The organism is Yoonia sp. I 8.24 (assembly GCF_022096995.1).
Lineage (GTDB): Bacteria > Pseudomonadota > Alphaproteobacteria > Rhodobacterales > Rhodobacteraceae > Yoonia.
In genome coordinates this window covers 177,490-203,924 of record NZ_JACXGQ010000002.1, presented here as the reverse complement: position 1 = coordinate 203,924, position 26,435 = coordinate 177,490, and the positions used below count along the sequence as shown (strand labels likewise).

The window sequence follows — 26,435 nt, the reverse complement described above, 5'->3', positions numbered from 1 at the left end:
TCAACAAGGCCTATATATCGTGGGCAGTGAGCTGGCAAGATCAGGCGAACGGCACCCCAAGCTATGCAAAAAATGCATAGCTGCCATTCCAAAAGAGAACCCCCGAATCGGGTTCAAACATGCATATTGCCCCTCACTCGGGAACTACAAGAGCAAAAAAAAGGAAGCATGATGAGAGATTTCGTCGACGGTACCGCCTTCAACAACGAACAAGGTAACCGTGCACGCAAATTATTCGCCGCTGTTGTGCTTGCTGCGCTTGATGATGCGATTGCCGATGACAAGAAATATGGCAACGGCCCCGAACAAATCGCCCGCTGGGCACGTTCACGCGACGGGCGCGAAGTCCTGTCTTGCGCAGGTATTGACCCGAACGAGCGCGTTGTCAGCGGCTTGATGGACTTTGTTGGCAAGGGTGTGCGCACCTCTGTTGCCCTGTCCCGAGAAGAAAGCGAACGCCGCAACGCGGCCGAACAGGAAGCACGCGCTGCCTAGCCAATACACCTGTCTAGGTAAACGTTTTATGAACACGCGGCCCTTTGGGGCTGCGTTTTCGTTTGTGGCTTTCCCCGGCATTTCTCTGACCCTATTGTCGCGGTGAAAGTGGGGCGCAATGACCAAAGCAATCATGATCCAAGGGGCCGGGTCTAACGTCGGCAAATCCATGCTGGTTGCAGGCATCGCACGCGCCTGTGTCAAACGCGGGCTGTCTGTCGCGCCGTTTAAACCTCAAAACATGTCTAACAATGCTGCCGTCACCGCTGATGGTGGTGAAATCGGGCGCGCGCAGGCGCTACAGGCGCTTGCATGCGGGTTGGAACCGATGGTGGACATGAACCCTGTATTACTGAAACCTGAGACCGACACCGGCGCACAGGTAATCGTGCAGGGCAAGCGCTTTGCCACGCTCAAGGCGCGCGATTACGGCAGCCAAAAGGCCCAGCTCATGCCAGCAGTGCTACAAAGCTTTGCACGCATCGGCGCGGGGCGTGATCTGGTCATTGTCGAAGGCGCAGGCAGCCCCGCTGAGGTGAACCTACGCAAAGGCGACATCGCGAATATGGGGTTTGCGGATGCGGCGGGCGTTCCCGTTGTTTTGGTGGGCGATATTGATCGCGGCGGGGTCATTGCGCAATTGGTTGGCACCCATGTGGTTTTGCCCGAAGACGACCGCGCCCGGATCAAAGGATTTGCCGTCAATAAATTCCGTGGCGACACCAGCCTGTTTGCCGAAGGCATGACCACAATCGCTGCCCGCACGGGCTGGGCCGATCTCGGGGTGATCCCATGGTTTGCAGATGCTTGGCGTCTGCCCGCCGAAGACGTCATGGATATCGCCAGCCGCAAAGGGGATGGGATCAAAATCGCGGTGCCGCGTTTGAACCGAATTGCCAATTTTGATGATCTTGATCCGCTTTCGGCAACGCCCGGCGTCAGCGTCGAAATTATCGAACCTGGACGCCCCCTGCCCGGTGATGCCGATCTGGTCATTATTCCCGGCTCTAAATCCACGATCGCAGACTTGGAAGACTTTCGGGCGCAAGGCTGGGACATCGATCTGCAAGCCCACGTTAGGCGCGGCGGACAAGTCTTAGGGATTTGCGGCGGCTATCAGATGTTGGGCACCGACATCGTTGACGAAGACGGCATCGAAGGCCCGCCTTGCCGGGTCAAAGGGCTGGGCTTACTTGGCGTCAAGACCGTCATGAAACAGCACAAACGGCTCGCGCTGTCCCAGGCCATCTATCTGCCCACCGGCGATACCGTCCACGGCTATGAAATCCACATCGGTGAAACCAAAGGCCCTGATAGCGCACGCGCATGGCTATCGCTTGAGGGGCGCGCGGAAGGCGCCGCATCCCCAAACGGCCAGATCAAAGGGTGCTATATGCATGGTTTATTTGCAGCCGATCAGTTCCGCGCCGCCTTTTTAGCGGATCTGGGAAAGCCGATCGAACACCACAACTATACGCAGGACCTTGATCGCACGCTCGACGCGCTTGCAGGCCATCTTGAAACACATATGGATTTGGATCGGTTGATTGATCTTGCGGGCCCGATCTAGTCGAGCCCCTTGCTCACCAAAACACGGTTGATTTCACGGCGCACCAATTTGCGGACGTTGCGGGTGATCCGTTCACCCAATTCGCCGCTTAACTCTTGGTGTACGATTTCAACAACCAAGCCACGCAATGCCTCTTCATCGATCCCAACAGCAGGGCTGTCCGTATCAGCGATATCTTGCTCAAGGCCCAGTGCTTCGCGCATGATTGGCGAATATTCTGCCAGCGTGGACGAATCAACAAGGCGCGACTGAAACGCCGCTGCCGCCCATTCGGTTTCATCAAGGTTTTCGCCTTCGTCAGCTTCCCAGTCTTCAGCTTGCGAAGTGACCGCTGCTTCAAGTTCAGCAATCGTCGCCTCTAGCCCGGCGCGCTCGGTCCGTTTGGCTGTTTCCAGTACGAGGATCTTGCTAACCTCGTCTGCGTGGCGAAACGTGGGTTCATCTTCTATGTCGGTTGTAACCGTGGCTGGCGCTGCTTCTGGCGCATCTTCGGCCGTATCAACGCGAAGCGCAGGCGTCAGAACCAAACGCTCAACGACGCTGCTCGGTGCAGGTTCTTCGCCTGTACGAACAGACACAAGACTGCGCACAGACTTCAGCAATGCGTCGTCAACATTTCCTGTGCGTGCCGTGTTGGACATGTCGTAACCCTCGTTCCATATCTACACCTAAAAAGTTAACTGATTACGAGTCGTTAAACAACTATTAGCTTATTCTTCGCCGATCGCGCGCAACACGCGGTCTAGTGACCGACCTTGTTCGGACAATAGAGCCGGAGAATCTTTAACCAAATTGTAATATTCGGTCGGATCATATTGCTGTACCGGAAGCTGCAAATGCTCTGCGGTCAACAGTCCCATTGCGGCCAAAACCGCATAAGATGCAATCACCTCATCTGCTTGACTCGAAATCCGGCTGGCTTGCGCATCCAGAAGCTCTTGCTCGGCGTTCAACACCTCAAGCGTGGTGCGTGATCCCAAGGTCGCCTCTTCGCGCACACCTTCAAACGCGACGCGCGCGGCGCTAATCTGCTGATCGGACGAAAGCCGCGAAGCCTGTGCGATCTGCAGCGATGCATAGCTGTTGCCAACCTGCTGCTCCACGGCGGCCGTTGTGACATAAAGACCCGCGCGGGCAGCGTCACGATTCGCGATCAATTGGCGCATCACGCTTGCAATTTGCCCACCGTAATAGATGGGACCGCCGATGCTCAGCTCTATTGTTCCGCCATTAGTGCCTTCTTCATCCGTGTAGATCGACCCTTCTAGGTCAACAGTCGGCATTACGGCAACTTCGCCGCGACGGATGTTCAGTTCTGCTGCGGCGACCGAATGCTGCACTTCAAGCACGCTGGGATGATTACGCACCGCAAATTCTTTTGCCTGTGTGACAGTTTGCGATACGGGGGCTGCGGATACCGCAGGCGCACTTCCCGGCATATGGCCGATTGCCGCGTTGTATTCTTCCATCGACTGTACCAAGGCACCCTGTGCAGCAGCCAGCAGGCTGCGTGCCGCGGCTAGCCGCGCCTCGGCAGATGCGACGTCCGTGCGCGTGACTTCACCGACATCAAACCGATCTTGGGCAGCGCGATATTCTTGTGTAATCACACGCACGTTGCTTTCACGAAGCTGCACAAATTCTTGGTTGCGCCGCACATCCATATAGGCCTGCACAGCGCGTAATAGCACATCTTGCCCGATGCCCCGTAATGTCTGGCGCGTGCTGAGCACCAATTCTTTTTGGGCGTCGATAGAGAGCCGGTTCAATCCGCCATCATATAGGGTCAAGCTGCCGCTGATTGCGGCCAGTCCCGAATTGGTGATTATGCGGTCCGAGCCCGTCAAGGACCCGCTGGCCGTGCTTGACGCGGAAAGAGACCAGGCGATCACGGGCATTGTTGCGGCAACAGCCTGTGCCACATCTTCATCAGCGGCCCGCAACAGCGCCCTGTTTTGTTCAAGCAGACCCGAATTGTTGTAAGCAGCGGTCAGCGCCGCCGATAGCGTTTCTGCGCTGGCGACGGATCCGAAAACAATTGAAGCCACAACTGCGAGCGCAGCAAACCGATTGCGTTTCTTCATGGGTTCTTACTCACTTTATTTGTCGCGCATCGCGCCCGAATGTATGAAACGCGCTAAAGCGCGAATTCCGCCGTTTTTTCAAAGCCCGCAACAACAGGCGCGCTCGCATTAAATGCAAACCGCCAGTTCATGACGCCGTCCAACTTATAGCCAACGCGCACGACACCAAGGCTGCCCTCAGCGAAAATACACGCGATCCGTCCGCCTTCACGTAGTTGCGCGATCACCGCATCAGGCACAGTTTCAACCGCGCCTTGCACGATGATAATATCGTAAGGGCCGGATTTTTCGGAGCCAGCCGCCGATGCGCCAGACATCACAGCCGCATTGTCGATCCCTTGGGCAGATAGCAAGGTTTGCGCCTCTTCAGCGCGGGTTTCATCATCTTCGACGCCCACAACAAAGTCGCACATATGGGCCAAAATCGCGGTGGAATACCCCAGCCCGCAGGCCAAATCCAAGGCCACATGCTGTGGTTGGATATCCAGCACATCAAGCATTTTTCCGAATGTGCGTGCCTCAAGCAAGGTACGCCCGCCGCCGATGTCCAGATTTTCACCGACATATGCCGCTTCGCGCATACTGTCCGGGACGAATTTTTCGCGCGGCACAGCCAACATCGCATCAATGATCGGGAACTTGGTCACATCAGAAGGGCGCACCTGCGTGTCGACCATCATTGTGCGGCGGGAGGTATAGTCTGTCACGATCTAAACTCTTTCGTTCAGTTTGTTTTGTATTTCATGCCACACAAGGGCGTCCACGGCAACGATTGATCTAGTCATGCATGTGGATCAAAGCAAGCGCACCACCCGATCTTTATCGCACATTATACACCGACCGGCACAATATGATTGTCCCAAGCAAGCGAACTGCCAGCCCCGAGGTGCAGCGCGCCTTGATCAATCTGCCCCAACTGGCCTTGCCCGTTGGTGATGATAAACCCGGTACCGCGCGCGGCAACCCCGCCCGCATCCGGCGCTATGATTTGATAGCTGAGCGCATTTGACGCGACGTCATACACTTGCGTGACCCCGCCAACTGGCGAAGTCACCGCGATATGCTTGCCCCCCCGCGAAAACGCGATACTACCAACGTAGCCACGCAACTGACGGCTTTGCGCGTCTGGGGCCGTCAGCAGGTTGATCGCCTCACCTTGCCGATGCAACCCGGCCAATACATTCTGCTCACCATCGCCTTGCCACTGCATCCCAAAGGCGACCTGCCCATCCGCGATATCAATATGGCGGATCGAGTTTTTGTGTAGGTCATGGGAAAGCGCGACGCTATCAACGATCTGCCCGTCTTGGATATAGGTCAGATTCGGGGCCATCGTCGCGATATTAAGCTTGGTGCGCCCACTATCAGGATGGGTATCAATCCCGCCATTTGCGATGACTAAAGTATCCGTGCCCGGCATTCGTTTGATTTCATGTGGGCCGACACCGCCGCTCGCGAATTCATCAACCCGGCGGTAGCCCGCCTGCACATCCCAAACACCAACCCGGCCTTGCCCAGCCTCAAAGTCATTTTCCGTCGTGAATAGCCAATGGCCGTCCGCCGAAAACGCGCCGTGCCCGTAAAAATGACGCCCCTCAGGGGCGGACATGTTGGATTTTTCCATGCCTGTCACACAGTCGATCACAATCGCAAATGTGCCGGGGCGGCGGGCAAAGGCGACGGCCTCTGGCCGTGTGGGATGGGCCGCCGCGGCGTGCCCACGAGCGGGCAAGGGAATTTGAAACAAGACATCATTCGCCGCGCCAATACCGCACAACACATATGATCCATCCGGCAATGCCCCAGCCGAAAGGTACTGCGGCGATCCTGCATCCGCCCAAGTTGGTTTTGGCACCAATCCTGTCGCCAAAAGCCCCGCCAAAAATCGCCGTCTGCTGGTCATTTTAATCGCCATCCAACGCATTAAACCCCGCCACAACGCCCAGTTTTGGCCCAAGCTCATTGCGCACCACCGTGCGGATCGCCGAGATTTCTTGCTGAAGAACTTCGATAACAAATCGCCCGGACGGGTCAGAAACCCCTGCGAACGCGGGATCATCGATCCGCGCGATCCGGTCTTGCGCCCGATCAAACGCATTCTCCATCGCGGTGTGGACCTGTACATCATCGGCGGACAGAACAAGCGCCAATTCACGCAGCGCCGCAAGCGAAAGCGTGACATGGCGCTGGGATCGCTGGGATCGCCAAACCTCGGCCCGTGTTGGACGCGGGCGATCAAATGTCCCTAAGGGGCGACCAAGCCGCGTGTCACCCAGAAACTCAAGCCCCGTTGAAACCGCCTTAAACAGCTCTTGTGCGGCTTCTTCGTCACTCCTGTAAATGCCCGTGTCAGAGGGGTGGCGTAAAAGATCGGCGTAGCTATCACGCCATTCCGCATCAATCGCTTGGGTGAGTATGGCAATATCCGCCGTGACCGTCTGGATCAGCGCGCAGCGATAACTGTCACTACCCGCCGTTGCGACCGCATCATCATAGAGTAGAAACTCAAGCGCGTAGAACCCGCGCGCTGCAATTGAAACATCTGCATAGGCAGCCGCATCCAACCCAATCGGGTCTTCGTCACTGATCAAGCCTAACAATGACCGCGGGGTCACCCCGCGACTGTCGGGCCAAAACGCCAATGCAAACGCGCGATCATCAACCTCTGACGGCCCAAAACGCATGTGGCTGACCCCGATCCAGGCATCAAATGCGTCACCATAAGCTGCCGTAAGCACAGGTGACGCCGCATCGCAATCATCCTGCGCCACATCTGCAAGGACCTGTGATTGCGCAGCAAGCCGCGCGTATCCGGGCAAGACATGCGTATCGAGCGCCACAGAGGTCAAATCAGACAGTGATTGCGCAGGTGCCCCGGTCGCCACCAAGGTTACCGAAAATGCTAACAATAGTCGTTTCATAGGCTCTCCAGGAATGCGATCAGATCGTCGCGGTCGTGCTTGGACATTTCAATCACCGTATCACGCATAGCCTGTGCTTCCCCCCCATGCCAGAGGATCGCTTCCATCAGGTTGCGCGCGCGGCCGTCGTGCAAGAAATTGCTGTGGCCGCTGACCTGTTCAGTCAACCCGATCCCCCAAAGCGGCGGCGTGCGCCATTCGGTCCCGGTTGCGCGGGCTTCGGGGCGATGATCAGCCAGCCCCTCGCCCATGTCATGCAGCAACATATCGGAATATGGCCAGATCAATTGAAAGCTTTGCGCGGTTTCGGGTTCCTGACGGTGGGTTACGAAACTTGGTATGTGGCAGGAAATGCAGCCCGTTTGATAGAATAGTTCCTTGCCGCGCAAGACCTGCGGATCACCAACATCCCGGCGCGCGGGGACGCCAAGGTTACTGCTGTAGAATGTGATCAAATCCATCCCCGTGGCGTCAACTTCGGTAACGCGGGCATCGCCATCGCCGTGCGGCGCGGTCAGGCAATCTTGCTGCGCAGGCGTGCATTCGCCCGCACCATTTGGGAAAAGTGGCGAAGAAATCCCGATATCGCCCGAAAAAGCGGCTGCCGATTGATGACGCACCGTTGGCGTCCCTGCCTTTAGCCCGAAACGCCCGAGCATAGGTTGATCAAACTCCAGTGACCAAACGATGTTTGCGCGCCCTGATATGCCGTCACCATCCGCATCATCAGGGTCCGCGTTTGCTAAAATATCCGCAGCTGGGATCGCCTCGAGCAGACCCAGCCCGATCATCTGCGGCGCAACGCGGGGGCTGAGCATCGCATCAGGATGCATGGGGCCATAGCCAAGGTCTGCGGCCGTATAGGTCGGCGCGCGCAGGGAAACGGTTTCGCCGCCCGCCAATGTGATCGGTTGCTCAGTATAAGTCACATCCAGCCGATACTCTGCCGGGTGCCCCTGCACGGCAAAATCTTGCAACTGGCGCCCATAGGTCGGGTCCGGCAAAGTAGCGATATAGCCTTCAATATCCGCCGTTTTTGCATCAAACCCACCGGGAATTGAGACACGTAGAAACAGCGAAACAGCACTATCTTCCGCATTCGCGGGCGCATGCCCACGGCCATCTTTGATATGGCAGCGCTGGCAAGACCGCGCATTGTATAGCGGCCCTAGCCCGTCAGAGGCCAGCGTGGACGACGGCGAAGAGGCCCAAAGCTTGCGGAAAAAACCGTTGCCCACTTTAAAGGTAAGCTCGTCCTCAAAACTGATGTTGCCCGATGGCTGCGAAAATGCATTTGCGTCATTGCGTGCACGCACGGTTGCCGCCCCACCTGGGTTTTCCTCAAACGCTGACGGTGCCGTGAAATCAGTGGTCGGCGTTGTAACTGCGTCAATGCGCGCTTGTTCTGCAGCAGTGCGCGGCACAATGTTCAGATGCGGCTCATCTAGAACGTCTGCATAGACCGCGATTGGCAAGCAAATGAGAGCCAGCCTTAGAATATTTGCACGATTTCGCACGGGGTGTCTTTCTTGCTCGGAATATTTCCGATAGTTATAGTCAGAATACAAAATGCGCGAGTCACTTTTTATGGCAAACCTGATGTTAAGCTGCGACATGATGGCACGACCTGTGGCACAAGACACGCCACCCCAGCACGATATGACCGCGCCTTGGCGCGATGTGCTGAACACGTTGCGCGTGATTGCGTTGGAGTGCCGGGTTGCCGCTCAAATGGATTTGTTTAAGGCCTGCGCGCTACTATCCACCCAGCCAGAAACCGCGCGCGATGCGCATGCGCGTGCGTTGATCAAAGGTTTGCGTCAGGCCACTTCGCGGGCAACGACGTTCTTTCGGCCCGGAACAACTGAGATCTCGTTTGATGAAGCATGGCTTGTACAAGCGCTCAGCGCGATCAAACGCGGTGATGGCGATAGCTTCGCGTTTTTGATCCGGTCGCGCGTGCCCCGCGAACACCAACGAAATATCGGCTTTCTGATCCGCGGCATTTCCGAGCAATTCTCTCAAGTTTAGAATAATTCTAAAAACCTCTTGGCTTTCAGGATTAGTGGTGTAAATAAGGTGGTAAGCAAGCCAGCTTTTCGCCAGCCAGCACCAATTCTCATATTTTCAGGAGGGTCTGACATGACTCAAACGGCTATCACGCTGAGCACGGACGCCAAAGCAGCCATCGCAGAAGCACTGAACCAAACTGTTGCTGAAACCGCTGTCACGACGATGCTTGCGCAAAATTTTCACTGGAACGTGACAGGTATGGCATTCGGCCCGCTGCACGATCTGTTCCAAAAAATGTACGAAGATCACTTCGTCGCCCAAGACGATCTTGCTGAACGGATCAAAGCCATCGACGCACATGCCGAAGGCACGCTGTCCGGCATGATCAAACGCTCAAAGGTTTCCGAATTCGAAGGCACTGCTTCGGCAGAAGAAATGATCAAAATGATGCTTGAGGCCCAAGAAACGCTGGCAGCAACATTGGCCGGATGTGGCGAACTTGCAGCGTCACATGGTGATACGTTGACCGAAGATCTGTGCATAGCGCGCGGCCAAACGCATGAAAAATTCGCGTGGTTCCTGCGGTCGCACTTGGCCTAACCATCACCAAAAAATCTGATTTAAAAGGGCGCTTTTGCGCCTTTTTTCTTGCACTTTTTTGCATAGGCAATCCGCCATCCGTCATACTTACCCATGGCGTCTTGCTGCGTCATCAGCATCGTCACGAACCCGGCCCGCCTGCTGTCTTTTTTGAGCCCTTTAAAGATAGATTTTTGTGATTTGGTCATGGAACAACCAATACAGTGCCCTTCGCGTTTGAACTTACACACATCGATACAGGGGCTTGGTGTCTTTGGCATGTTGGCTCCGAAAAATAGGGCGGCACCCCTTGCAGAGTACCGCCCCAGACTAATCTGATTTAAACAGCGCTTCTATTCGAAAACAGCTTCTGGTGAATCGAGGCTGTCAGAACCTTCAAATTCGATTTGATCAACGCCAAGTGCAGCAACCACACGTTCAAACGACCGTGTTTGGTCGATCAGACCGTTGACGCCACCCATAACAAGTTCTTCACCGGCTGCGTTGCCGCGTTCCAGCATTTGGTCGTATGCAAAGCCAGCTTCGGCAGCCGATTTGATCCGGCCAAGTCCCAACATAGTTGCAGACAGTTTTGTTTGCACTTCAGTGTCCAATGCAGCGTCTGTTTCTGCGACCAAGTCAGACAGTGATGGGCCAGAAACCAATGTGCCGTCAACGCGGATATATTCACCCAAATAGACGTTTTGGATGCCCAAACCATCGTAGTAATGGCTGTTGTGCGTGTTGTCAGAGAAACAATCATGCTCTTCTTCTGGGTCGTTCAGCATCAGGCCAAGACGCATACGTTCGCCAGCTGTTTCACCGTAAGACAACGACCCCATGCCGGTCAGGATCGCAGAGATACCTGTGGCGTCTGTCTCTGTCAGTTCTGCACGTGCAGCGCCGCCGTCGACCCATTGTGCGGTCATCCATTCTAGATCAGACACCAGCAAATCAGTTGCCGCTTTCAGGTACTCCGCGCGACGGTCACAGTTGCCATTGGTGCAGTCTTCGCCAGCAGCGTAGTCTGTCCAAGGACGGTTGCCCGCGCCAGCAGCGTGGCCGTTCAGATCTTGGCCCCACAGCAGGAATTCAATCGCGTGATAACCAGTTGCCACGTTTGATTCGACGCCATCTGCTTCATGCAGGGTCTCAGCCAAAAGCGCGGGCGTGATCGCAGCCGCGTCGACGTCTGTACCGGACAATGTGAATGCTGGGCTTGCGACAACGTTCAAAGCCGCAAAGTGGTTTTCGTCAGTCGCGCCACCATAGGACAGGTCAACATAGTCGATTAGGCCCTCGTCGAGCGGCCAAGCGTTCACTTTGCCTTCCCAATCGTCAACAATCGCGTTGCCGAAACGGAAAACTTCGGTTTGTTGGTAAGGCACACGTGCCGCAAGCCAAGCCGATTTTGCAGCCTGAAGCGCCTCTGCGGATGGATCAGCGATCAAAGCGTCCACAGCGGCTTGCAATGCAACTGCCGTGATGCGTGAATCGTCGTAGCCTGCCGCTGCGATATCGGCATATGTGTTCAACACATCAGCCTTTTCTACAGCCAATGCCGGGGTCGCGATGCACAGGCCAAGCGCCGTTGAAAGAAGATAGTTGCGGGTCATGTGAGATTTCCTCTGGGTCGGTAGATCAGTTTGCTTGCCTGCGTGGCGCTGGCGTGAGTGGTACGTCTTACCTGAGCAATTCAATCAACAATGTCAATCCGAGTTTTTTACTCGGAATAAGAAAACTGACAAAAAAAGCCGGACGCATCGCTGCACCCGGCCCTAAATCGGTTTCGTATGGCGGCTTTAGATTAGCCCGTGATCAGAAAACAGCGCGCTCAAGTCTGCTTCGGGCCGCGCGCCGATGTGGCTGATGACTTCGGACGCGGCGACGTTGCCCATCTTACCGCAGGTCTCTAGGTCGTAACCGTTTGTCAGCCCCCAAAGGAACGCACCTGCAAACAAATCGCCTGCGCCCGTGGCATCAACGATCTGCGTGGGAACAGCCGGCACTTGCCAACGCTGCCCATCCGCCAAGACATGCACACCATTTTCGCTATCCGTACAGGCGACAATTGCGACCTCGGCCGCGGCTTTATCCAAGGCCGCATCAAAATCATCGGTTTGATACATGGAAAGCATTTCCGCGCGGTTACAGAACAGCAGATCCACATGATCCTTGATCATGGCACGAAACGCATCGCGGTGACGATCAATACAGAACGGGTCGGACAGGGTGATCGATACTTTGCCCCCTGCCCCTTTGCAGGCGTCAATCGCCTTGGCAAAGGCCGCATGGCTATCTGGTCCGTCAAAACGGTACCCTTCCAGATAAATCCATTCGGCTTCGGCCATTTGGGCAACATCAATGTCGTCTGGCGACAAGAATTCAGTGACCCCGAGATAGGTGTTCATTGACCGTTCACCATCGGGCGTGACGATCACAATGCAGCGGCCTGTTTCGGCATCTTCAGTTTTTGGGGCCAAGGTCGTTTCATACACGGCGCCCTGCGCGCGCAAATCATGTGCAAAAATGGCACCCAATTGGTCGTCTTTGACTTTGCCAACATAGGCCGTCCGCCCGCCCAAGTGGGCAATCCCCGCGATGGTGTTCGCCGCTGATCCGCCGCTGATTTCTTTGGCGGGACCGACCTGCGCGTAAAGCGACACAGCCCGGTCCATATCGATCAATTGCATGATGCCTTTACCGATCCCCGCCTCTTCAAGAAACGCGTCTTCGGCACGGGCCAAGACATCGACCATTGCATTGCCGATGCCGACAACTTGAAACTTTTTCATAGGTTTTTATCCTCGAATAAACAGAGATCACGGATCAAACAGGCCGCGCATTTGGGTTTTCTGGCGACGCATGTATAGCGCCCGTGAAGAATCATCCAGTGGTGCGCATGCTGCTGGAAGTCAGCGGGGATATGATCCTCAATCGCGCGTTCAACCGCATCGACATCTTTGCCAACAGCCACACCACTCCGGTTTCCAAAGCGAAAGATATGCGTGTCAACCGCCTGTGCGGGTTGATGCCACCACATATTTAAAACAACATTAGCCGTTTTGCGGCCAACACCTGGCAATGATTGCAAGGCAGCGCGCGAATTGGGCACCACGCCGCCGAAATCATCGACCAGAATTTGGCTCATCTTAATGACGTTTTTCGCCTTTTGACGAAACAGCCCGATGGTTTTGATGTGCTCAGTCACGCCGTCCAGTCCAAGATCAAGCATCTTTTGTGGCGTATCCGCAATTTTGAACAGTTCGCGCGTCGCCTTATTGACCCCAACATCTGTGGCCTGCGCCGAAAGCGCCACGGCAACCACCAACGTATAGACGTTCACGTGCTCAAGCTCGCCCTCGGGTTCGGGTTCGGCCGTATGAAAGCGCGTAAAAATCTCGCGGATCGTGTGATAATCTAGCTGTTTAACCATGGCTCGGGTATGCCTTGCCGCGCCCAGAGGGGCAAGGCGCAGATGCGCAATATTCGGGTCGCGTTCGGCGGGTATCCTCCCTAGATTAACAAGCATGGAATACAACGAACCCTACCACTATCAGGTCATGCGCCGCGCGATTGATGCAATCGACGCCGCTGGTGACACGCAGCTAAGCCTCGCAGAACTCGCGGCCGAAATGCAAATGAGCCCCGCGCATTTTCAACGCCTGTTTTCGACATGGGTGGGGGTATCACCCAAACGCTACCAGCAATATTTGACGCTTGGCCACGCAAAAACTTTGCTACGCGACCGGTTCACCATGCTTGATACCGCGCATTCGGTCGGGCTGTCAGGCAGCGGGCGTTTGCATGATCTGTTTGTCCGATGGGAAGCCATGAGCCCCGGCGATTACGCGCAAGGCGGTGCAGGTCTCATGATCTATTGGGGCTGGTTTGACAGCCTCTTTGGGCCTGCTTTGGTGATGGGAACAGATCGCGGGATATGTGGGCTGGCTTTTGCTGGCGAAACAGGACCCGACGCTGCGATGAAGGATATGGTATCACGCTGGCCGAACGCGAGGTTTTTAGAAAATGCAGACGCCCTGCGCACTTGGGCCACTGCCGCGCTTGGCATGACAGGCGAAACCCAACTGCATATGATCGGTGCCCCGTTTCAGTTGAAAGTATGGGAAGCCCTGCTGCGCATCCCAACAGGCCATGTCACCACCTATTCCGAAATCGCGCAATCTATCGGCAACCCCAAAGCGGTGCGCGCCGTCGGCACAGCCGTTGGGCGCAACCCTGTCAGCCTGCTGATCCCCTGCCACCGCGCATTGCGCAAATCCGGCGCACTTGGCGGATATCACTGGGGCCTCCCGGTAAAACGCGCGATCCTCGCGTGGGAATCAGCGCGGGCGGATGTTGATTTCTAAAATGGTTAATTGGATCTTCAGCGTTTCGGCAAACACCTATGCGACGCGAGGCGATTAACAAACGAAGGTCCGCTATGCGGACAAAACTGCCGTTCGCAATCAAAGGTACTTGCTCAAAAGCGTTCCGTGGAACTACAGAAGTATAAGACGAAAGTGACCTGCTCGGAGCGCAGCAAATAGAAGATCATTTGGCCGAGAATGTCATCGTGCCTTCCGATAAATCGCTTCGGCGGCGCGTAATTCAAAAGAGTTGAGTCCTCGTCCAATTGTGCCCAATCGTTAATGATATCGTCTAGGCGATCCATGATTTTGAACGCCAAATATGACCGCATATTTTCCGCGATCTGCTCATCACCAACAAAAGGATCGACCAACAAGAGCGACTTAAGGTCTTGTTCTAGTTGCCCCATTGTCTCCCGAAAATTACTGTCAGGTCTCACGGTCATTCCCGCCAAGTGCGAGAAGCTAGTTTGAATGACGTCTGGAACATCGTGGTCATATGGCGCGTTTAGGACAAACGCTTCTGCGAAGTCGGAGCGTCGATCCTGATTTAGGTAACTGATGCCATCCAAGAAGCCGCCAAGAGACGCGACCCTCGCTACATAGGAAGATATTGAAGCTTCGTTGTTCATAAGAGGCGGCTTACTAGAGCTGTCGATCAATTACAGAAGTGGTATACACGTCCATTTGCTGCGGCTGCAAGCACAAGCACTCTGGGCTCGAATCCGTCATTCGCTGCATTCTTCTCGAAAGTCTGGTTTTGAGCCGTAGCTTTGCCTAAGAAAACATGGTCTACCGCAACGCGATTCCAAATGCGTTTCTAAAATTCGTCAACTCAACTCCTCTCCAAAACAGGCGGAACCTGTCCGAATAGGCCACCGCTATTGGATAACACTGGCAATCACCGCATAAGCTGGGCTATCCAGAACGCGCAATTTGCGCACCCATATCGAATGGAAAACAAAACGATGATTATTTCAAAACTTCCTCTTGCGATCGCGGCTTCGGCTTTGATGTTTGTCACCGCGTGTGACGGCACCGCACCCAATGGCAACCAAAACGCCCAGCAAGGCGCGTTGATCGGTGCTGCTGCGGGTGCTGCGGCTGGCCTATTGACCAACCGTGACCGCTCTAACGCGGATCGCAACCGCGCTGCCCTTTTGACTGCAGCGGCTGGCGCCGGCATTGGCGCAGCTATTGGCAACAACATGGACCGCCAAGCAGAAGAGCTCCGTGCGAGCCTTGGCAACGGTGTTGGCGTTACACGTCAGGGCGATAATTTGATCGTAACCCTGTCCCAAGACATCTTGTTCGCGACCGACAGCACCGCAGTATCTGGCGCGTCACAAAACGACCTGCGCATTGTCGCGCAATCGCTGAACAACTACCCTGATACAACAGTGAACGTGGTCGGTCACACCGATAACACGGGTGACGCAAGCTATAACTTCGGCCTGTCACAACGCCGCGCCCAAGCGGTTGCCGCAGTCTTGCGCAGCGGCGGTGTATCATCGTCACGTATTCGCGCTATTGGTGCGGGTGAAGATCAGCCAATCGCGTCAAACCTGAACGCAACTGGCCGCGCAGCGAACCGCCGCGTTGAGATCATTATCACGCCAAGCTAAGCGCGCGTTCATCGCAATTGGAAAAGGGGTCGCATCGTTGCGGCCCCTTTTTCGTTGTGAAATCGCCCGGCCGGTCATATAAATTGACCAATTCATCAGGGGCCGCGCCAATGCCATTCGAACCGGTACAACAAGAAAAACTATCGCATGGCGTCATTCGCCAAATCGAGGGGTTGATCCTGCGTGGCATCTTGCGCCCCGGTGAACGGTTACCGTCTGAACGCGAATTGAGCGACCGCATGGGCGTGTCCCGCCCTTCTCTGCGTGAAGCCTTGGCCGATCTTCAGTCTCGTGGCCTGCTGACGTCTAAGGCCGGTGCCGGCGTCTATGTCGCCGATGTGCTTGGCTCTGCTTTTGCCCCGGCGCTTGTGAAACTGTTTTCCACCCATGTTGAGGCCGTATTTGACTACATCTCTTTTCGCCGCGACATGGAGGGGCTTGCCGCTGAACGTGCGGCCCGTCTTGCCAGCGACACTGATCTTGCCTTGATCAACACCATTTTCAAAAAAATGGAAGTCGCCCATGAAAAGCGGAATCCAGCGGATGAGGCTTATCTTGATGCGGATTTCCACCTGTCGATCATCGAGGCCAGCCATAATATCATTATGCTGCATATGATGCGGTCGATGTATGAGTTGCTGCGCGAAGGCGTGTTCTACAACCGCTCTGTCATGTTCAAACAACGCACCACCCGCGACACTTTGCTGGACCAGCACCGCGCGATTAATGACGCGTTGCAGGCCCGCGATCCAGCGGCTGCGCGGACCGCAGTAGAGGCGCATTTGAATTATGTCGAAGGGTCGCTTTCTGACCAACAGAAATCGGACCGCAATGAAAGCTTTGCGCAAAAGCGGCTTGATCACGAAGTGTCGCGCTGATCCGCACGCACCAAACGCGCCCATAGCCATACAGAAACCAAAGTCTGGATCATGATCCCGATTAACGCAAAGTGGTGCACAATCCCCGCCATTTGACTGGCGTAAACCAACATATCCCAGACCCCATGCCAGATGATCACAACCCACAACGTGCCTGACGCAATCGCGATTGGAGCAAGGAAGATCCCTACAAGAAAGGCAAAGCCCATTTGCTGAAGGGTGATCAATACCGGTTGGCCGCCGATCCCAATTATCCCATGCATCAACGCAAAGAGCACAGCGCTCAGCAGCATCGCGCCAAACAAGGGTAACCGCGTCATTGCAGCACGCAACAGGACACCGCGAAACATGATTTCTTCGGTCACTCCGATGAGCAGCGGTACTGCAATTAACAGCAGCACCATCCGCGGCGGCATCGCGATCCCGCTTAGTTGCGGCAAGAGTGCGCCCAGCATCAGCGCCATCACCGCAATCGATGGCAGCAGCCAGATCGCCCCGGCCGGACGAAACCGCCCAAACCCAACAGAGCGCCAACCAAACGAACGTAGCACGACCACGCAGAGCAAAAACAGCGCGATTTGCACAGGTAGGAGCGCCATCAAAACGGCGCCCGTATCGGACGGTGCTTGACCAATACGAAAATGCAGCACTGTCGCAATAACAAGGATAGCGTAATAGGCGGCGACCGCTAAAAGCGCCCGATAAAGACCTGTCATCGTGTTGTTTCCGCGATCAGCATTGCCAAATTGTTTCGGGGCCGCACATGACTGTCAACGAAAAAGCCCGGATGCTGGCAGGCACCCGGGCTTTTCAATCAGTTATGTGATGTCGCTTAGTGCAGCTTGTCGGCGACAGTCGCGATTGAATCGTCGATCAATGCGCCGGCAGATTTTGCGTCCATCTGCTTGGCAATCACGTCCTTGGCCGCGGCAACAGCGACGACAACGGCTTGGTCGCGTACGTCTTTGATGGCTGCGGCCTGGGCGCTTGCAATTTGCTCTTCAGCGGCTGCAAGACGACGTGTGATTGACGTTGCAATGTCGGCCTTGGCTTCGGCGGCGGCATTGGTCGCTTCGTCCTTGGCAGAAGCGACGATGCGTTCCGCTTGCTCGGCGACTTCTTTTTGCTTGCGCTCATATGAGGCCAACAAAGATTGTGCTTCTTCGCGCAGTGCTTTGGCTTCGTCCAACTCGGACTTAATCGCGACCGCACGCTTATCAAGCATGCCACCGACAGAGCTAGGAACCTTGAGATACAGCATGATGCCGACCAAGATCAAAAAGGCGATGAGAACGACGAAATCTGTATTTCTTAAAGAAAAGAAACCATATTCGCCGCCAGCGGCGAGTGCAGGCGATGCGCTCAGGGCGAGGAGTGCGGTAAATATAAAGCGCATGGTCTACCCTTTCATCCGAGCTGACACCGCAGCGGTGATTGTTTTTGCGTCGGCTGTTCCGCCCATTGCTGCAACCAATTCCTTGGCTGTTGCTTTGGCGACTTCAGTGACTGATTTAACAGCGCCGTCGCGAATTTCGGCAATCGCCGTTTCACTTTCGGCTGCTTTTTCAGCAATCTGCGCGTCGGCTTTTGCAAGCTCAACGTCCAGCTCTGCTTGAATTTCTGCTTTGGCTTCAGCAACGATCTGCTGGGCCTGTGCACGTGCATCAACAAGCGCCTTGTCATAAGCAGCTTCGGCTTCGGCAGCTTTGCTCTTAAGCTCTTCTGCTGCGGCAAGGTCGTTTGTGATTGTGCCCGAACGCTCTGCAAGAACCGCAGCGATGCGGGGCAGTGCGATGCGTGACATCACAAAGAATGTTGCAGCCAGTGCAACAAGAAGCCAGAAAATCTGGTGTGGAATCCATTCACCGCAAAGCTGCGGCATACCGATGGCACCGCCGTGCGAGTCCAAGCATGCGCTTGCTACGGTTTCGTGTGTGTCTGTTGCCATCGTGGCCCCCGAATACCTTGTGATTTTACTGGTTGGCGCAGATCACTGCACCAACCAGACGTAAGGATAACGGCTTGTTCTTAAGCGAACTTCAGCAGAAGCGCGACGAGGAACGAGAAGATCCCCAGAGCTTCGGCGAATGCGAGGCCGATAAACAGTGTCGCTGTCTGCGAAGCAGCAGCTGATGGGTTGCGCAATGCGCCTGCGAGGTAGTTACCTGCAACGTTGCCTACGCCGATGGCTGCAATGCCTGAACCAATTGCTGCCAGACCGGCACCGATGCTTGCGATATCGCCTTCCATGAGAATTCTCCTTACGATTGGAAGTTTAGTAAAGGGCAGGACATCCCACCCTTGTGGTGATTAGTGTGCGGGATGAAGCGCGTCTTTTAGATAGACACACGTCAAGATCGTGAAAACATACGCCTGAATACCGGCCACTAGGATTTCAAGCCCGTAGATGGCGACAATACCAAGGATCGCTGCAGGGCTTGCCAATGTCAGCGCGGCGAAGCCTGCGAAAACTTTGATCACAACGTGACCCGCTGTGATGTTACCAGCCAGACGAATGGACAGGCTGACCGGACGCACGAAGTAAGAGATAACTTCGATGATCGCGATGATCGGGCGCAAGAAGCCCGGCGCGTCTTTCATCCAGAACAAGCCCAAGAAGGCCGCGCCATGTTTGACAAAGCCAAGAACCGTGATGGCGATAAAGACACCAAAACCAAGAACCGCTGTAATCGCGATCATGGATGTCGGGCTGTATGACATTGGCAGTAGCGCCAAGTAGTTGGCGAACAACACAAACACGAACAATGTCATGATATAGGGGAAGTATTTGACAGCATCTTTGCCGGTCACGTCTTCGATCATCTTGTAAACGAAGCCGTACATCAGCTCGCCTACGGACTGCATACGCGATGGAACGATGCCCCGACCGCGGCTACCCAAAACGAAAACGCCGACAACAGCAAGCACAAGAATAGCCAGCCACAATGTTAGGTTAGATGGCGTGTACCAGTGTACCGCACCGTTGCCAAACAATGACGTGGGAATAAACTGATCCAACGGATGAAAGACCAGACCACCTTCGGAAGCTGCTTCTGTTTCAGTCGCCACTTGCGTCACCCTCTTCTTCCGCAGCTTGTTGCTGCTTCGTTTGTACTTCTTTGGCGGACCGCATCATGGTGAGAACACCAGCCGCGAGGCCAAACAATATGAACAGCACCAGAAAAATTGGCATGGTCCCAAACAAGGTATCCAGCCCATATCCGATGCCAAAGCCGATCCCAAGACCAGCCACGAGCTCTATCACCATCCGCCACGCAAGCTGCGCTTGGGAGTAGTGTTCTTCTGAATGGTCCTTGACTTGCTCTGGCGCTTTGAGCGCTGCGATCTTTGCATCTAGTGCCTTTAGGCGTTCTGAATGGTCCGGATCAGGCATTTCAAGGTCCCTCGGAAGGTTGGCCATGGTTTAGGTCTGCGACGTCACAGAGTCAAGCAATCGTGAGCACGCACTATCATACTGTATTTAAATAAGAATCTATAAATTTGGGTGCGTCAATTTGCGCCGCCTGAGGCAATCCGCCTGCAAACAACATTCAACCAATTGGTTGACGTTTCGCAAGGTTCACGCTTAATCGCGCTATGAGCAGCAAACTTGACCTCGCCTTTTCAGCCCTTGCCGACCCCACCCGCCGGAGCATCCTCGCGATGTTGCTCGAAGATGACATGGCCGTCACAGATGTGGCCGACCCGTTTGAAATGTCGCTCGCTGCGATTTCAAAACATCTCGGCGTGCTCACAGCGGCGGGGCTGATCAGTCAGGAAAAGCGCGGCCGGGTGAAATGGTGCAAACTCGAACCAGATGCGTTGCGCGAAGCCTCCGTTTGGATGCAAGCCTTTGGACAGATGGGAGCGATCGACCTAGACGCATTTGAGGTGTTCTTGACAAATGAGTTGAACGACAGCTAGTCGCGCAGCAGCATCACCAGTGCCACGACGGTCAGACCAAGCCCGACCAAGACCAGCGCAGGTGGCGCCGCATGGCCCAGCGCAATATCCCAGACAATCACCCATGATGGAGTCAGATAGGTATAGGCCATGACCTTGGAACTTGGCAGCCGCAACGCCGCGAACTGCAGCAGCGTAAAGGTCATCGCGCTGGCCACGACAGCCGTATAGATAATTGCAACCCAGACAACATCAGGCAGATGCATCCAATCAGTCGCCATCAGGTCGCGCCATCCGACGGTGGTTAGGATCGTCGCACCCGCCAATAGCGTCCCAAAAGTAAAGACCAAGGTTGGTTCGCCTCGGTTCAACTTACGCACTAAGGGCGTGTAAAGTGCATGCGAGACGCAGCCCCAGAAATAGATCACTTCGCCTATGCCGATTTCAAATCGTAGCATCGCGGCAATATCTGCCCGAAAAATCACCCAGACCGCGCCGGCGGCCCCAATCGCAAGCGCGAGCGCCATGCGTCCGGTCAAAACCTGCCGTAGTAACAGCCAGCCAAAAGCTGCGGATAGAATGGGGGTCAGTGTAAACACGGCCGCCGCACTGACTGGGGCTGCTGTTTTCAACCCTTCGAACATCAGCACAAAATAGGTGGTAAAGAAGACCGCGAGCATCACATAACGCCAAGGGGCGCGCAAAGCGCTGCGCGGGATTCCTGTTGTGACCAAGGCGGCGACGCCGATAATGGCGCAAGCGATCCAAAACCGCACGGCATTCAAGGCAAGCGGCGCAATATCATTTGCCGCAAGCGCGCCCAGCGAAAACGATCCGGCAATCAGGACGGAAAACAGCAGCATCGCAAGATGCCCAGCACGTGTTGGTGTCATGCGTTGGAAAGACCTTCTATTTCGTTCTTTAGGTAGGTCAAAAATGCTTGCACTTTGGCAGTGCGATGCAAATCAACATGCGTCACCAACCAAAGACTGGTTTCCCATTCCTCATGTGGCGCAATAATCTCTGTGAGCCCAAGATCACGGTCTAATAAATGGCGCTGCACAAAGCCGATGCCCGCCCCGGCCAAAACAGCATCACGCATGTGTCGGTTTTCGCTGGCAAGATAGACTATCCGATTGGTCGGGATATTCTCGCGCATCCATTTTGCAAAAGGCGCGCGACTTTTTTCATCGTCATGACCGACAAAATAATGGTCTTTGAACGCAGCAATATCCTCTGGCAGTCCGTGTTGCGCGACATATGATTCCGATGCGACAAGCGCCATGCCCTGCGTAACAAAAGGTTGTACCACATTGTCGGGCTCGTCAGGCATCCGGCCTGCGCGGATCGCAACATGTGCCTCGCCGTATTCAAGCCGAAACACGCGGTCGCCCGTGCGGAACCGCACTCGCACCTCAGGATGGCTGGTTTGAAACCCAATAAGAATTGGCGTCAGGATATCAGACATCATTTCAAGCGAGGTGACGACCAAATCGCCTGACACGCCCTCGCCCTGCCCTTTGATCCGGCCCGCAAGCTGCGTGAACTGATCATCCGTGGCTTGTGCGACTTGTAAAAGATCTTGCCCAGCTTCCGTTGCCGTATAGCCCCGCGCATGGCGTTGGAACAATTTCACACCCAACCGCTGTTCGAGCGCATCAATGTGTCGGATTACAGTCGCGTGGTGCACCCCAAGCGAATCTGCGGCCCCGCTTACGGTGCCTTTGCGCGCGACCTGATAGGCTGTACGAATTTCGTCCCAATTATCCATCGGATGTCCTGTGCGCTGATTAACAAAGCCTGTTCACAATTGGACGTTTTGTTCGAATTTGCAAGCGTATACGTTTCAACCATCGCAATGCGCACCAAAGGAAAACCTATGACAACTGTGCTTCACATTACCGCCTCTGGCATTTCTGACGGCTCTATCAGCCGCGCCGCCACCGCCAAGATCATCGCAGACCTCGCGCCATCAAAAATCATCACACGTGATTTGGCAATCACCCCAATGCCGCAGGTGAACAGCCAATGGATCAACGCACGACTGGTCCCAGCCGAGGATCGCACCGTCGCCGACACGGCATCGCTTGCCCTGTCGGACATTTTGATCGCCGAGATCGCGACCGCAGATGTCATCGTGATCGGCATGCCGATCTACAACTTCGGGATGCCCGCCGCGCTTAAGGCATGGGTGGACCTGATCGCACGCCCCGGCGTGACCTTCACCTACACCGAAAACGGTCCAATTGGCTTGATGACCGGAAAGAAGGCCATTGTCGCCGTGGCCTCGGGTGGAACCCAAGTGGACGCACCGATTGACTTTGCAACACCACACCTGCGCCAAATCATGCGTTTCGTGGGAATTGACGATATTACAGTCCATACAGCCAAGGATTTGTTGCCGACCGCCGCCTAAGCGCGGGCTTTGCGCTGCGCGGGATGTTGACTCGGACCGCGCGGCAGCATAAACGCCACCCAACACCCGGATAGCGCCAGCTTTCCGGTCCCCGACTTCTAGGGGATCGCCCTCCGTCAGCGCGTTGCGCCCACGGGGGCGCACTGCATTGGGTAATGCCCACGGGGGCGCTACTGCTTTAAGCTTTGCGTTCCTATATACGCGAGGCAACCGAAACGACGCGAGGGGCCAAGGCCTATGTTTGAGAATCTATCCGACCGCCTATCAGGCGTCTTTGACAAGCTCACCAAACAGGGTGCGCTTTCTGACGACGATGTCAAAACCGCACTGCGCGAAGTGCGTGTGGCCCTACTTGAGGCCGACGTTTCACTGCCTGTCGCCCGTGACTTTGTCAAAGCTGTCCAAGAAAAGGCAACCGGCCAAGCCGTCACCAAATCGATCACCCCCGGCCAACAGGTCGTTAAGATCGTCCATGACGAGCTGCAACATGTGTTGACCGGCTCCGAAGACCCCGGTGCGTTGAAAATCGACAGCCCCCCTGCCCCGATCCTGATGGTCGGTCTGCAAGGGTCGGGTAAAACCACGACCACGGCAAAGCTGGCCAAACGTTTGAAAGAACGCGAAGGCAAGCGCGTGTTGATGGCATCATTGGATGTGAACCGCCCGGCGGCGATGGAACAGCTGCAAATCTTGGGCGCGCAAATCGGCGTCGATACATTGCCCATCGTCAAAGGCGAAGACCCGGTTGCGATCGCCAAACGCGCCAAGACCCAAGCCAGCCTTGGCGGCTATGACGTCTATATGCTCGATACCGCAGGCCGCCTGCATATTGACCAAGAATTGATTGCCCAGGCGGCCGCTGTGCGTGATATCGCCAACCCACGCGAAACCTTGTTGGTCGTCGATGGCCTGACCGGGCAAGACGCGGTAAATGTCGCCCAAGAATTCGACGATAAAATCGGCGTCTCTGGCGTAGTCCTGACCCGGATGGACGGTGACGGGCGCGGTGGTGCCGCGCTGTCGATGCGCGCAATCACCGGCAAACCGATCCGCTTTGTCGGTGTCGGTGAAAAGCTCGACGCGATTGAAACCTTTGAACCTGAACGGATTGCTGGCCGCATTCTCGGCATGGGCGACATCGTTGCGCTGGTCGAAAAAGCGCAAGAAACCATCGAAGCCGAACAAGCTGAACGCATGATGAAGCGGTTCCAAAAGGGCCGCTTCAACATGAACGACCTGAAAATGCAGCTCGAACAGATGATGAAAATGGGCGGCATGGAAGGTATGATGGGCATGATGCCCGGTGCGGCCAAAATGGGCAAACAGATGGCTGCGGCTGGCATGGATGACAGCATCCTCAAGCGCCAGATCGCGCTGATCAATTCGATGACCAAAAAAGAACGCGCCAACCCTGATCTGCTGGCCGCCTCGCGCAAAAAGCGGATCGCCAAAGGCGCGGGCCTTGAGGTGTCAGAGCTGAACAAGCTGGTCAAACAGCACCGCCAGATGGCCGATATGATGAAAAAGATGGGCAAAGGCGGGATGCTGAAACAAGCCATGAAAGGCATGTTCGGCAAAGGAGGCGGCATTCCCGGTGGCGGCGCAATGCCCGATATGAACGATCCCAAAGCGATGGAAGAAGCCGCCAAGGCGCTTGGCGCGAAAATGCCGGGCGGTCTGCCCGGATTGGGCGGCGGTATGGGTCTACCACCCGGCCTTTCTGGATTCGGGAAAAAGAAGTAAACTATGACCCCTGCGCCCACCCTTTCTACTGCACGTTTGACCCTGCGCGGCCCTGAAAAGCGTGACCTAGCGACCTTTACCGCTTGGGCGACGGGGTCTGCGCGCATGGAAACTTTGGGCGGCCCCGTATCAAAGCGCGATGCGTGGCGTGGTTTTTTGTCGGGAATCGGCCATTGGAATTGGCACGGGTACGGCTTCTTTACCGTCACCGAAAATGCCACGGGCATGGCCACCGGACGCGTTGGCATCTTAAACCACGTCGACTGGCCCCAACCCGAAATGGCGTGGCACATGTTTGATGGGTTCGAAGGCAAATCCTATGCATTTGAGGCGGCCTGCGCTGTGCGTGAATGGGCGGGCCAAGTGTTAGGGCTAGAGCCGCTGATCTCGCTGATTGCGCCGAACAACACGCGGTCTTTGGCATTGGCCACGCGGCTTGGCGCCGTAGAAGAACGCCGCGATACAATCGACGGTGAAAAGGTCATCATCATGCGCCACTTGCGCTTTGACGACCCGCGTGCCACCGCCCAAGCTGCGGGGGCAATCACATGATCCCAACCCTGTATACAGACCGGTTGGTCCTACGCCCCTATGCGCGCGACGACTTTGATACATATGCCGCGTTCTTGGGCAGTGATCGGGCCATTCACATGGACGGGCCAATCGGCAAAGGCAAAGCATGGGATTGGTTCGCTAACGATATCGCGACTTGGGCACTCTATGGTTTTGGGCCGCTGGTAATCACTGAAAATGGTCAATTCGCGGGAAGCACAGGGCTGATCCATCCGCCCCACTTTCCAGAACCCGAATGCGGCTGGTTCTTATTCGACGGGTTTACCGGACGCGGGATCGCAAAAGAGGCTGCGCGCGCGATGATCGATTACACCTTCGCGACAACGTCTCTTCAAAGCATTGTCAGCTATATCGGCCGAGAGAACACCGGGTCTTTGCGCGTGGCGCAATCGCTTGGCGCGGTTCACGATCCCGATGCAGCCACACCCAACAATGATGGCTGTCTTGTCTACCGCCACGCCCGCCACATCAAAGGAGCATCCAATGTCTGACGCAATCACCCGCGCCGCGCAGGTCCTTAAGGGACACCGCGATAGCATCGACCGTTTGGATGCAATCCTTGTCTATACTTTGGGCGAGCGGTTCAAACACACCCAAGCCGTCGGCAAATTGAAAGCCGAACACGACCTTCCGCCATCCGATCCGACCCGCGAAGAGCATCAGATCGCACGGCTAACCGACCTTGCAAACCGGGCTGATCTCGACCCGGAATTTGCCAAGAAATTCTTGAATTTCATTATTCAAGAAGTGATCCAACACCACAAACAACACCAATCGTAGGGTGGATTTCAATCCACCCAACCCCTGCCATTTATAGGAGAACTACACCATGGCTATGAAAATTCGTCTCGCACGCGGCGGCTCTAAGAAACGTCCTCACTACGCAATCGTTGCGGCTGACAGCCGTATGCCACGCGATGGCCGTTTCATCGAAAAGCTGGGCACATATAACCCAATGTTGCCAAAAGACAGCGAAGACCGCGTGAAAATGGATATCGACCGCGTGAAATACTGGTTGTCTGAAGGCGCACAGCCAACTGATCGCGTATCACGTATGCTCGAAGCTGCTGGTGAGCTGCCGAAGAAAGACCGCTCTAACCCTAAAAAGGGTACGCCAGGCAAAGCGGCGCAAGCCCGCGCTGAAGAAAAAGCAGAAAAAGCAAAAGCCGCTGAAGAAGCCGCAAACGCACCTGCAGAAGAAGCAGCACCTGCTGAAGAGTAAGACGCCTTTCGTTGCCCGGCCTTTGCGCCGGGCAACACCCTCT

The 26,435-nt window shown here is 55.5% G+C and carries 33 protein-coding genes; 14 read left to right on the top strand and 19 right to left on the bottom strand.

The features are described 5' to 3' along the window. Positions 1-171 precede the first annotated feature (171 nt). Both Yoon_RS03970 and Yoon_RS03965 read left to right on the top strand, forming a co-directional pair. Complete coding sequence (locus tag Yoon_RS03970) at positions 172-495, top strand: DUF6280 family protein (protein WP_090199793.1); 324 nt, start codon at positions 172-174, stop codon at positions 493-495. A gap of 118 nt (positions 496-613) precedes the next feature. After that, positions 614-2,065, top strand: a complete 1,452-nt coding sequence (locus Yoon_RS03965; protein ID WP_238110371.1) for a cobyric acid synthase — start codon at positions 614-616, stop codon at positions 2,063-2,065. Here the strand turns inward: Yoon_RS03965 and Yoon_RS03960 are convergent. The 6 genes from Yoon_RS03960 to Yoon_RS03935 form a co-directional block, all read right to left on the bottom strand. Continuing rightward, positions 2,062-2,706 (bottom strand): hypothetical protein, encoded by a 645-nt coding sequence (locus Yoon_RS03960; protein ID WP_238110363.1) that lies wholly within the window; start codon positions 2,704-2,706, stop codon positions 2,062-2,064. The two genes, Yoon_RS03965 and Yoon_RS03960, sit on opposite strands and share 4 nt — an antisense overlap. A gap of 69 nt (positions 2,707-2,775) precedes the next feature. Then, entirely contained in the window at positions 2,776-4,149 is a 1,374-nt protein-coding gene (locus tag Yoon_RS03955; RefSeq protein WP_238110360.1) for a TolC family outer membrane protein, read from the bottom strand. Between the two features lie 53 nt (positions 4,150-4,202). Continuing rightward, positions 4,203-4,829, bottom strand: a complete 627-nt coding sequence (locus Yoon_RS03950; RefSeq protein ID WP_238110963.1) for a protein-L-isoaspartate O-methyltransferase — start codon at positions 4,827-4,829, stop codon at positions 4,203-4,205. A 149-nt stretch (positions 4,830-4,978) separates the two neighbouring features. Next, positions 4,979-6,052 carry a DUF1513 domain-containing protein gene (locus tag Yoon_RS03945; RefSeq protein WP_238110359.1) on the bottom strand — a complete coding sequence of 358 codons (1,074 nt, stop codon included), beginning with the start codon at positions 6,050-6,052 and terminating at the stop codon, positions 4,979-4,981. A 1-nt stretch (position 6,053) separates the two neighbouring features. Then, the gene (locus tag Yoon_RS03940; protein ID WP_238110357.1) at positions 6,054-7,070 is read right to left on the bottom strand and encodes an imelysin family protein; all 1,017 of its coding nucleotides are present in this window, start codon (positions 7,068-7,070) and stop codon (positions 6,054-6,056) included. Then, positions 7,067-8,560, bottom strand: coding sequence for a di-heme oxidoredictase family protein (locus tag Yoon_RS03935; protein ID WP_238110962.1), 1,494 nt, complete (start codon positions 8,558-8,560; stop codon positions 7,067-7,069). Before Yoon_RS03935 ends, Yoon_RS03940 begins: the two co-directional genes overlap by 4 nt. A gap of 79 nt (positions 8,561-8,639) precedes the next feature. Here Yoon_RS03935 and Yoon_RS03930 point away from each other — a divergent pair, with 79 nt between their 5' ends. Both Yoon_RS03930 and Yoon_RS03925 read left to right on the top strand, forming a co-directional pair. Continuing rightward, on the top strand, positions 8,640-9,101 hold the full coding sequence (locus tag Yoon_RS03930) for a hypothetical protein (RefSeq protein WP_238110355.1): 462 nt from the start codon (positions 8,640-8,642) through the stop codon (positions 9,099-9,101). 111 nt (positions 9,102-9,212) lie between these two features. After that, complete coding sequence (locus tag Yoon_RS03925; protein WP_238110352.1) at positions 9,213-9,683, top strand: Dps family protein; 471 nt, start codon at positions 9,213-9,215, stop codon at positions 9,681-9,683. Positions 9,684-9,703: 20 nt separating this feature from the next. Here the strand turns inward: Yoon_RS03925 and Yoon_RS03920 are convergent, their stop codons facing one another. From Yoon_RS03920 to nth, 4 genes are all read right to left on the bottom strand, one after another. Beyond that, positions 9,704-9,943, bottom strand: coding sequence for a DUF1289 domain-containing protein (locus tag Yoon_RS03920; RefSeq protein ID WP_238110350.1), 240 nt, complete (start codon positions 9,941-9,943; stop codon positions 9,704-9,706). Between the two features lie 72 nt (positions 9,944-10,015). Further along, positions 10,016-11,278 (bottom strand): imelysin family protein, encoded by a 1,263-nt coding sequence (locus Yoon_RS03915; RefSeq protein ID WP_238110348.1) that lies wholly within the window; start codon positions 11,276-11,278, stop codon positions 10,016-10,018. A gap of 186 nt (positions 11,279-11,464) precedes the next feature. Then, complete coding sequence (locus Yoon_RS03910) at positions 11,465-12,457, bottom strand: adenosine kinase (protein ID WP_238110346.1); 993 nt, start codon at positions 12,455-12,457, stop codon at positions 11,465-11,467. Beyond that, positions 12,454-13,098 (bottom strand): endonuclease III, encoded by a 645-nt coding sequence (gene nth, locus Yoon_RS03905; RefSeq protein WP_238110345.1) that lies wholly within the window; start codon positions 13,096-13,098, stop codon positions 12,454-12,456. The genes Yoon_RS03910 and nth overlap by 4 nt, the downstream gene beginning before the upstream one ends. A 94-nt stretch (positions 13,099-13,192) precedes the next feature. Between nth and Yoon_RS03900 the strand changes: the two genes are divergently transcribed. Next, positions 13,193-14,032 carry a bifunctional helix-turn-helix domain-containing protein/methylated-DNA--[protein]-cysteine S-methyltransferase gene (locus Yoon_RS03900; RefSeq protein ID WP_238110343.1) on the top strand — a complete coding sequence of 280 codons (840 nt, stop codon included), beginning with the start codon at positions 13,193-13,195 and terminating at the stop codon, positions 14,030-14,032. Between the two features lie 113 nt (positions 14,033-14,145). Here Yoon_RS03900 and Yoon_RS03895 read toward each other — a convergent pair whose 3' ends face one another. Further along, positions 14,146-14,664, bottom strand: a complete 519-nt coding sequence (locus Yoon_RS03895) for a hypothetical protein (RefSeq protein WP_238110341.1) — start codon at positions 14,662-14,664, stop codon at positions 14,146-14,148. Between the two features lie 336 nt (positions 14,665-15,000). Between Yoon_RS03895 and Yoon_RS03890 the strand changes: the two genes are divergently transcribed. Together Yoon_RS03890 and Yoon_RS03885 are read left to right on the top strand one after the other, a co-directional pair. Further along, positions 15,001-15,657 carry an OmpA family protein gene (locus Yoon_RS03890; protein ID WP_238110340.1) on the top strand — a complete coding sequence of 219 codons (657 nt, stop codon included), beginning with the start codon at positions 15,001-15,003 and terminating at the stop codon, positions 15,655-15,657. Positions 15,658-15,767: 110 nt separating this feature from the next. Beyond that, positions 15,768-16,535 (top strand): FadR/GntR family transcriptional regulator, encoded by a 768-nt coding sequence (locus Yoon_RS03885; RefSeq protein ID WP_238110338.1) that lies wholly within the window; start codon positions 15,768-15,770, stop codon positions 16,533-16,535. Here the strand turns inward: Yoon_RS03885 and Yoon_RS03880 are convergent. The 6 genes from Yoon_RS03880 to Yoon_RS03855 all read right to left on the bottom strand — a co-directional run bounded on the left by Yoon_RS03880 (position 16,517) and on the right by Yoon_RS03855 (position 19,929). Next, positions 16,517-17,251 carry a CPBP family intramembrane glutamic endopeptidase gene (locus Yoon_RS03880; protein ID WP_238110336.1) on the bottom strand — a complete coding sequence of 245 codons (735 nt, stop codon included), beginning with the start codon at positions 17,249-17,251 and terminating at the stop codon, positions 16,517-16,519. The two genes, Yoon_RS03885 and Yoon_RS03880, sit on opposite strands and share 19 nt — an antisense overlap. A gap of 116 nt (positions 17,252-17,367) precedes the next feature. Further along, a complete protein-coding gene (locus Yoon_RS03875; RefSeq protein ID WP_238110334.1) occupies positions 17,368-17,931 on the bottom strand; it encodes a F0F1 ATP synthase subunit B in 564 nt (187 codons plus the stop codon). Positions 17,932-17,934: 3 nt separating this feature from the next. After that, positions 17,935-18,483, bottom strand: coding sequence for a F0F1 ATP synthase subunit B' (locus Yoon_RS03870; RefSeq protein ID WP_238110333.1), 549 nt, complete (start codon positions 18,481-18,483; stop codon positions 17,935-17,937). An 80-nt stretch (positions 18,484-18,563) separates the two neighbouring features. Further along, positions 18,564-18,785 carry a F0F1 ATP synthase subunit C gene (locus Yoon_RS03865; protein ID WP_045996757.1) on the bottom strand — a complete coding sequence of 74 codons (222 nt, stop codon included), beginning with the start codon at positions 18,783-18,785 and terminating at the stop codon, positions 18,564-18,566. Between the two features lie 60 nt (positions 18,786-18,845). Next, positions 18,846-19,604 carry a F0F1 ATP synthase subunit A gene (locus tag Yoon_RS03860; protein WP_238110330.1) on the bottom strand — a complete coding sequence of 253 codons (759 nt, stop codon included), beginning with the start codon at positions 19,602-19,604 and terminating at the stop codon, positions 18,846-18,848. Next, complete coding sequence (locus tag Yoon_RS03855) at positions 19,594-19,929, bottom strand: AtpZ/AtpI family protein (protein WP_238110328.1); 336 nt, start codon at positions 19,927-19,929, stop codon at positions 19,594-19,596. Before Yoon_RS03855 ends, Yoon_RS03860 begins: the two co-directional genes overlap by 11 nt. Before the next feature lie 203 nt (positions 19,930-20,132). On the opposite strand from Yoon_RS03855, the gene Yoon_RS03850 reads away from it, so the two are divergent. Beyond that, a complete protein-coding gene (locus tag Yoon_RS03850) occupies positions 20,133-20,459 on the top strand; it encodes a metalloregulator ArsR/SmtB family transcription factor (RefSeq protein WP_238110326.1) in 327 nt (108 codons plus the stop codon). Here the strand turns inward: Yoon_RS03850 and Yoon_RS03845 are convergent. Next, entirely contained in the window at positions 20,456-21,331 is an 876-nt protein-coding gene (locus tag Yoon_RS03845) for a DMT family transporter (protein WP_238110324.1), read from the bottom strand. The two genes, Yoon_RS03850 and Yoon_RS03845, sit on opposite strands and share 4 nt — an antisense overlap. Further along, positions 21,328-22,209, bottom strand: a complete 882-nt coding sequence (locus Yoon_RS03840) for a LysR family transcriptional regulator (RefSeq protein WP_238110322.1) — start codon at positions 22,207-22,209, stop codon at positions 21,328-21,330. The genes Yoon_RS03845 and Yoon_RS03840 overlap by 4 nt, the downstream gene beginning before the upstream one ends. 108 nt (positions 22,210-22,317) lie before the next feature. On the opposite strand from Yoon_RS03840, the gene Yoon_RS03835 reads away from it, so the two are divergent. The 6 genes from Yoon_RS03835 to rpsP all read left to right on the top strand — a co-directional run bounded on the left by Yoon_RS03835 (position 22,318) and on the right by rpsP (position 26,392). After that, positions 22,318-22,854, top strand: a complete 537-nt coding sequence (locus Yoon_RS03835; RefSeq protein ID WP_238110320.1) for an FMN-dependent NADH-azoreductase — start codon at positions 22,318-22,320, stop codon at positions 22,852-22,854. A gap of 237 nt (positions 22,855-23,091) precedes the next feature. Further along, a complete protein-coding gene (gene ffh, locus Yoon_RS03830) occupies positions 23,092-24,597 on the top strand; it encodes a signal recognition particle protein (RefSeq protein WP_238110318.1) in 1,506 nt (501 codons plus the stop codon). Between the two features lie 3 nt (positions 24,598-24,600). Further along, positions 24,601-25,149, top strand: coding sequence for a GNAT family N-acetyltransferase (locus Yoon_RS03825; RefSeq protein ID WP_238110317.1), 549 nt, complete (start codon positions 24,601-24,603; stop codon positions 25,147-25,149). Then, positions 25,146-25,661: a GNAT family N-acetyltransferase gene (locus tag Yoon_RS03820; protein ID WP_238110316.1), complete on the top strand. Its 516-nt coding sequence runs from the start codon at positions 25,146-25,148 to the stop codon at positions 25,659-25,661. Before Yoon_RS03825 ends, Yoon_RS03820 begins: the two co-directional genes overlap by 4 nt. Continuing rightward, positions 25,654-25,950: a chorismate mutase gene (locus Yoon_RS03815; RefSeq protein ID WP_238110315.1), complete on the top strand. Its 297-nt coding sequence runs from the start codon at positions 25,654-25,656 to the stop codon at positions 25,948-25,950. The genes Yoon_RS03820 and Yoon_RS03815 overlap by 8 nt, the downstream gene beginning before the upstream one ends. 49 nt (positions 25,951-25,999) lie before the next feature. Next, positions 26,000-26,392, top strand: a complete 393-nt coding sequence (rpsP, locus tag Yoon_RS03810; RefSeq protein ID WP_181820884.1) for a 30S ribosomal protein S16 — start codon at positions 26,000-26,002, stop codon at positions 26,390-26,392. Positions 26,393-26,435: the final 43 nt, after the last annotated feature.

Excerpts from the sequence above, each read along its gene's own strand:
- Yoon_RS03930 (WP_238110355.1), top strand. The coding sequence starts at position 8,640 with ATGCGCGAGTCACTTTTTATGGCAAACCTGATGTTAAGCTGCGACATG.
- Yoon_RS03955 (WP_238110360.1), bottom strand. The coding sequence starts at position 4,149 with ATGAAGAAACGCAATCGGTTTGCTGCGCTCGCAGTTGTGGCTTCAATT.
- Yoon_RS03890 (WP_238110340.1), top strand. The coding sequence starts at position 15,001 with ATGATTATTTCAAAACTTCCTCTTGCGATCGCGGCTTCGGCTTTGATG.
- Yoon_RS03940 (WP_238110357.1), bottom strand. The coding sequence starts at position 7,070 with ATGAAACGACTATTGTTAGCATTTTCGGTAACCTTGGTGGCGACCGGG.
- Yoon_RS03910 (WP_238110346.1), bottom strand. The coding sequence starts at position 12,457 with ATGAAAAAGTTTCAAGTTGTCGGCATCGGCAATGCAATGGTCGATGTC.
- Yoon_RS03820 (WP_238110316.1), top strand. The coding sequence starts at position 25,146 with ATGATCCCAACCCTGTATACAGACCGGTTGGTCCTACGCCCCTATGCG.
- Yoon_RS03900 (WP_238110343.1), top strand. The coding sequence starts at position 13,193 with ATGGAATACAACGAACCCTACCACTATCAGGTCATGCGCCGCGCGATT.
- Yoon_RS03880 (WP_238110336.1), bottom strand. The coding sequence starts at position 17,251 with ATGACAGGTCTTTATCGGGCGCTTTTAGCGGTCGCCGCCTATTACGCT.
- Yoon_RS03920 (WP_238110350.1), bottom strand. The coding sequence starts at position 9,943 with ATGCCAAAGACACCAAGCCCCTGTATCGATGTGTGTAAGTTCAAACGC.
- Yoon_RS03960 (WP_238110363.1), bottom strand. The coding sequence starts at position 2,706 with ATGTCCAACACGGCACGCACAGGAAATGTTGACGACGCATTGCTGAAG.
- Yoon_RS03855 (WP_238110328.1), bottom strand. The coding sequence starts at position 19,929 with ATGCCTGATCCGGACCATTCAGAACGCCTAAAGGCACTAGATGCAAAG.
- rpsP (WP_181820884.1), top strand. The coding sequence starts at position 26,000 with ATGGCTATGAAAATTCGTCTCGCACGCGGCGGCTCTAAGAAACGTCCT.
- Yoon_RS03895 (WP_238110341.1), bottom strand. The coding sequence starts at position 14,664 with ATGAACAACGAAGCTTCAATATCTTCCTATGTAGCGAGGGTCGCGTCT.
- Yoon_RS03965 (WP_238110371.1), top strand. The coding sequence starts at position 614 with ATGACCAAAGCAATCATGATCCAAGGGGCCGGGTCTAACGTCGGCAAA.
- Yoon_RS03885 (WP_238110338.1), top strand. The coding sequence starts at position 15,768 with ATGCCATTCGAACCGGTACAACAAGAAAAACTATCGCATGGCGTCATT.
- Yoon_RS03815 (WP_238110315.1), top strand. The coding sequence starts at position 25,654 with ATGTCTGACGCAATCACCCGCGCCGCGCAGGTCCTTAAGGGACACCGC.
- Yoon_RS03850 (WP_238110326.1), top strand. The coding sequence starts at position 20,133 with ATGAGCAGCAAACTTGACCTCGCCTTTTCAGCCCTTGCCGACCCCACC.
- Yoon_RS03845 (WP_238110324.1), bottom strand. The coding sequence starts at position 21,331 with ATGACACCAACACGTGCTGGGCATCTTGCGATGCTGCTGTTTTCCGTC.
- Yoon_RS03825 (WP_238110317.1), top strand. The coding sequence starts at position 24,601 with ATGACCCCTGCGCCCACCCTTTCTACTGCACGTTTGACCCTGCGCGGC.
- Yoon_RS03915 (WP_238110348.1), bottom strand. The coding sequence starts at position 11,278 with ATGACCCGCAACTATCTTCTTTCAACGGCGCTTGGCCTGTGCATCGCG.
- Yoon_RS03865 (WP_045996757.1), bottom strand. The coding sequence starts at position 18,785 with ATGGAAGGCGATATCGCAAGCATCGGTGCCGGTCTGGCAGCAATTGGT.
- Yoon_RS03950 (WP_238110963.1), bottom strand. The coding sequence starts at position 4,829 with ATGATGGTCGACACGCAGGTGCGCCCTTCTGATGTGACCAAGTTCCCG.
- Yoon_RS03945 (WP_238110359.1), bottom strand. The coding sequence starts at position 6,052 with ATGACCAGCAGACGGCGATTTTTGGCGGGGCTTTTGGCGACAGGATTG.
- Yoon_RS03875 (WP_238110334.1), bottom strand. The coding sequence starts at position 17,931 with ATGCGCTTTATATTTACCGCACTCCTCGCCCTGAGCGCATCGCCTGCA.
- Yoon_RS03925 (WP_238110352.1), top strand. The coding sequence starts at position 9,213 with ATGACTCAAACGGCTATCACGCTGAGCACGGACGCCAAAGCAGCCATC.
- Yoon_RS03835 (WP_238110320.1), top strand. The coding sequence starts at position 22,318 with ATGACAACTGTGCTTCACATTACCGCCTCTGGCATTTCTGACGGCTCT.
- ffh (WP_238110318.1), top strand. The coding sequence starts at position 23,092 with ATGTTTGAGAATCTATCCGACCGCCTATCAGGCGTCTTTGACAAGCTC.
- Yoon_RS03840 (WP_238110322.1), bottom strand. The coding sequence starts at position 22,209 with ATGGATAATTGGGACGAAATTCGTACAGCCTATCAGGTCGCGCGCAAA.
- Yoon_RS03870 (WP_238110333.1), bottom strand. The coding sequence starts at position 18,483 with ATGGCAACAGACACACACGAAACCGTAGCAAGCGCATGCTTGGACTCG.
- Yoon_RS03970 (WP_090199793.1), top strand. The coding sequence starts at position 172 with ATGAGAGATTTCGTCGACGGTACCGCCTTCAACAACGAACAAGGTAAC.
- nth (WP_238110345.1), bottom strand. The coding sequence starts at position 13,098 with ATGGTTAAACAGCTAGATTATCACACGATCCGCGAGATTTTTACGCGC.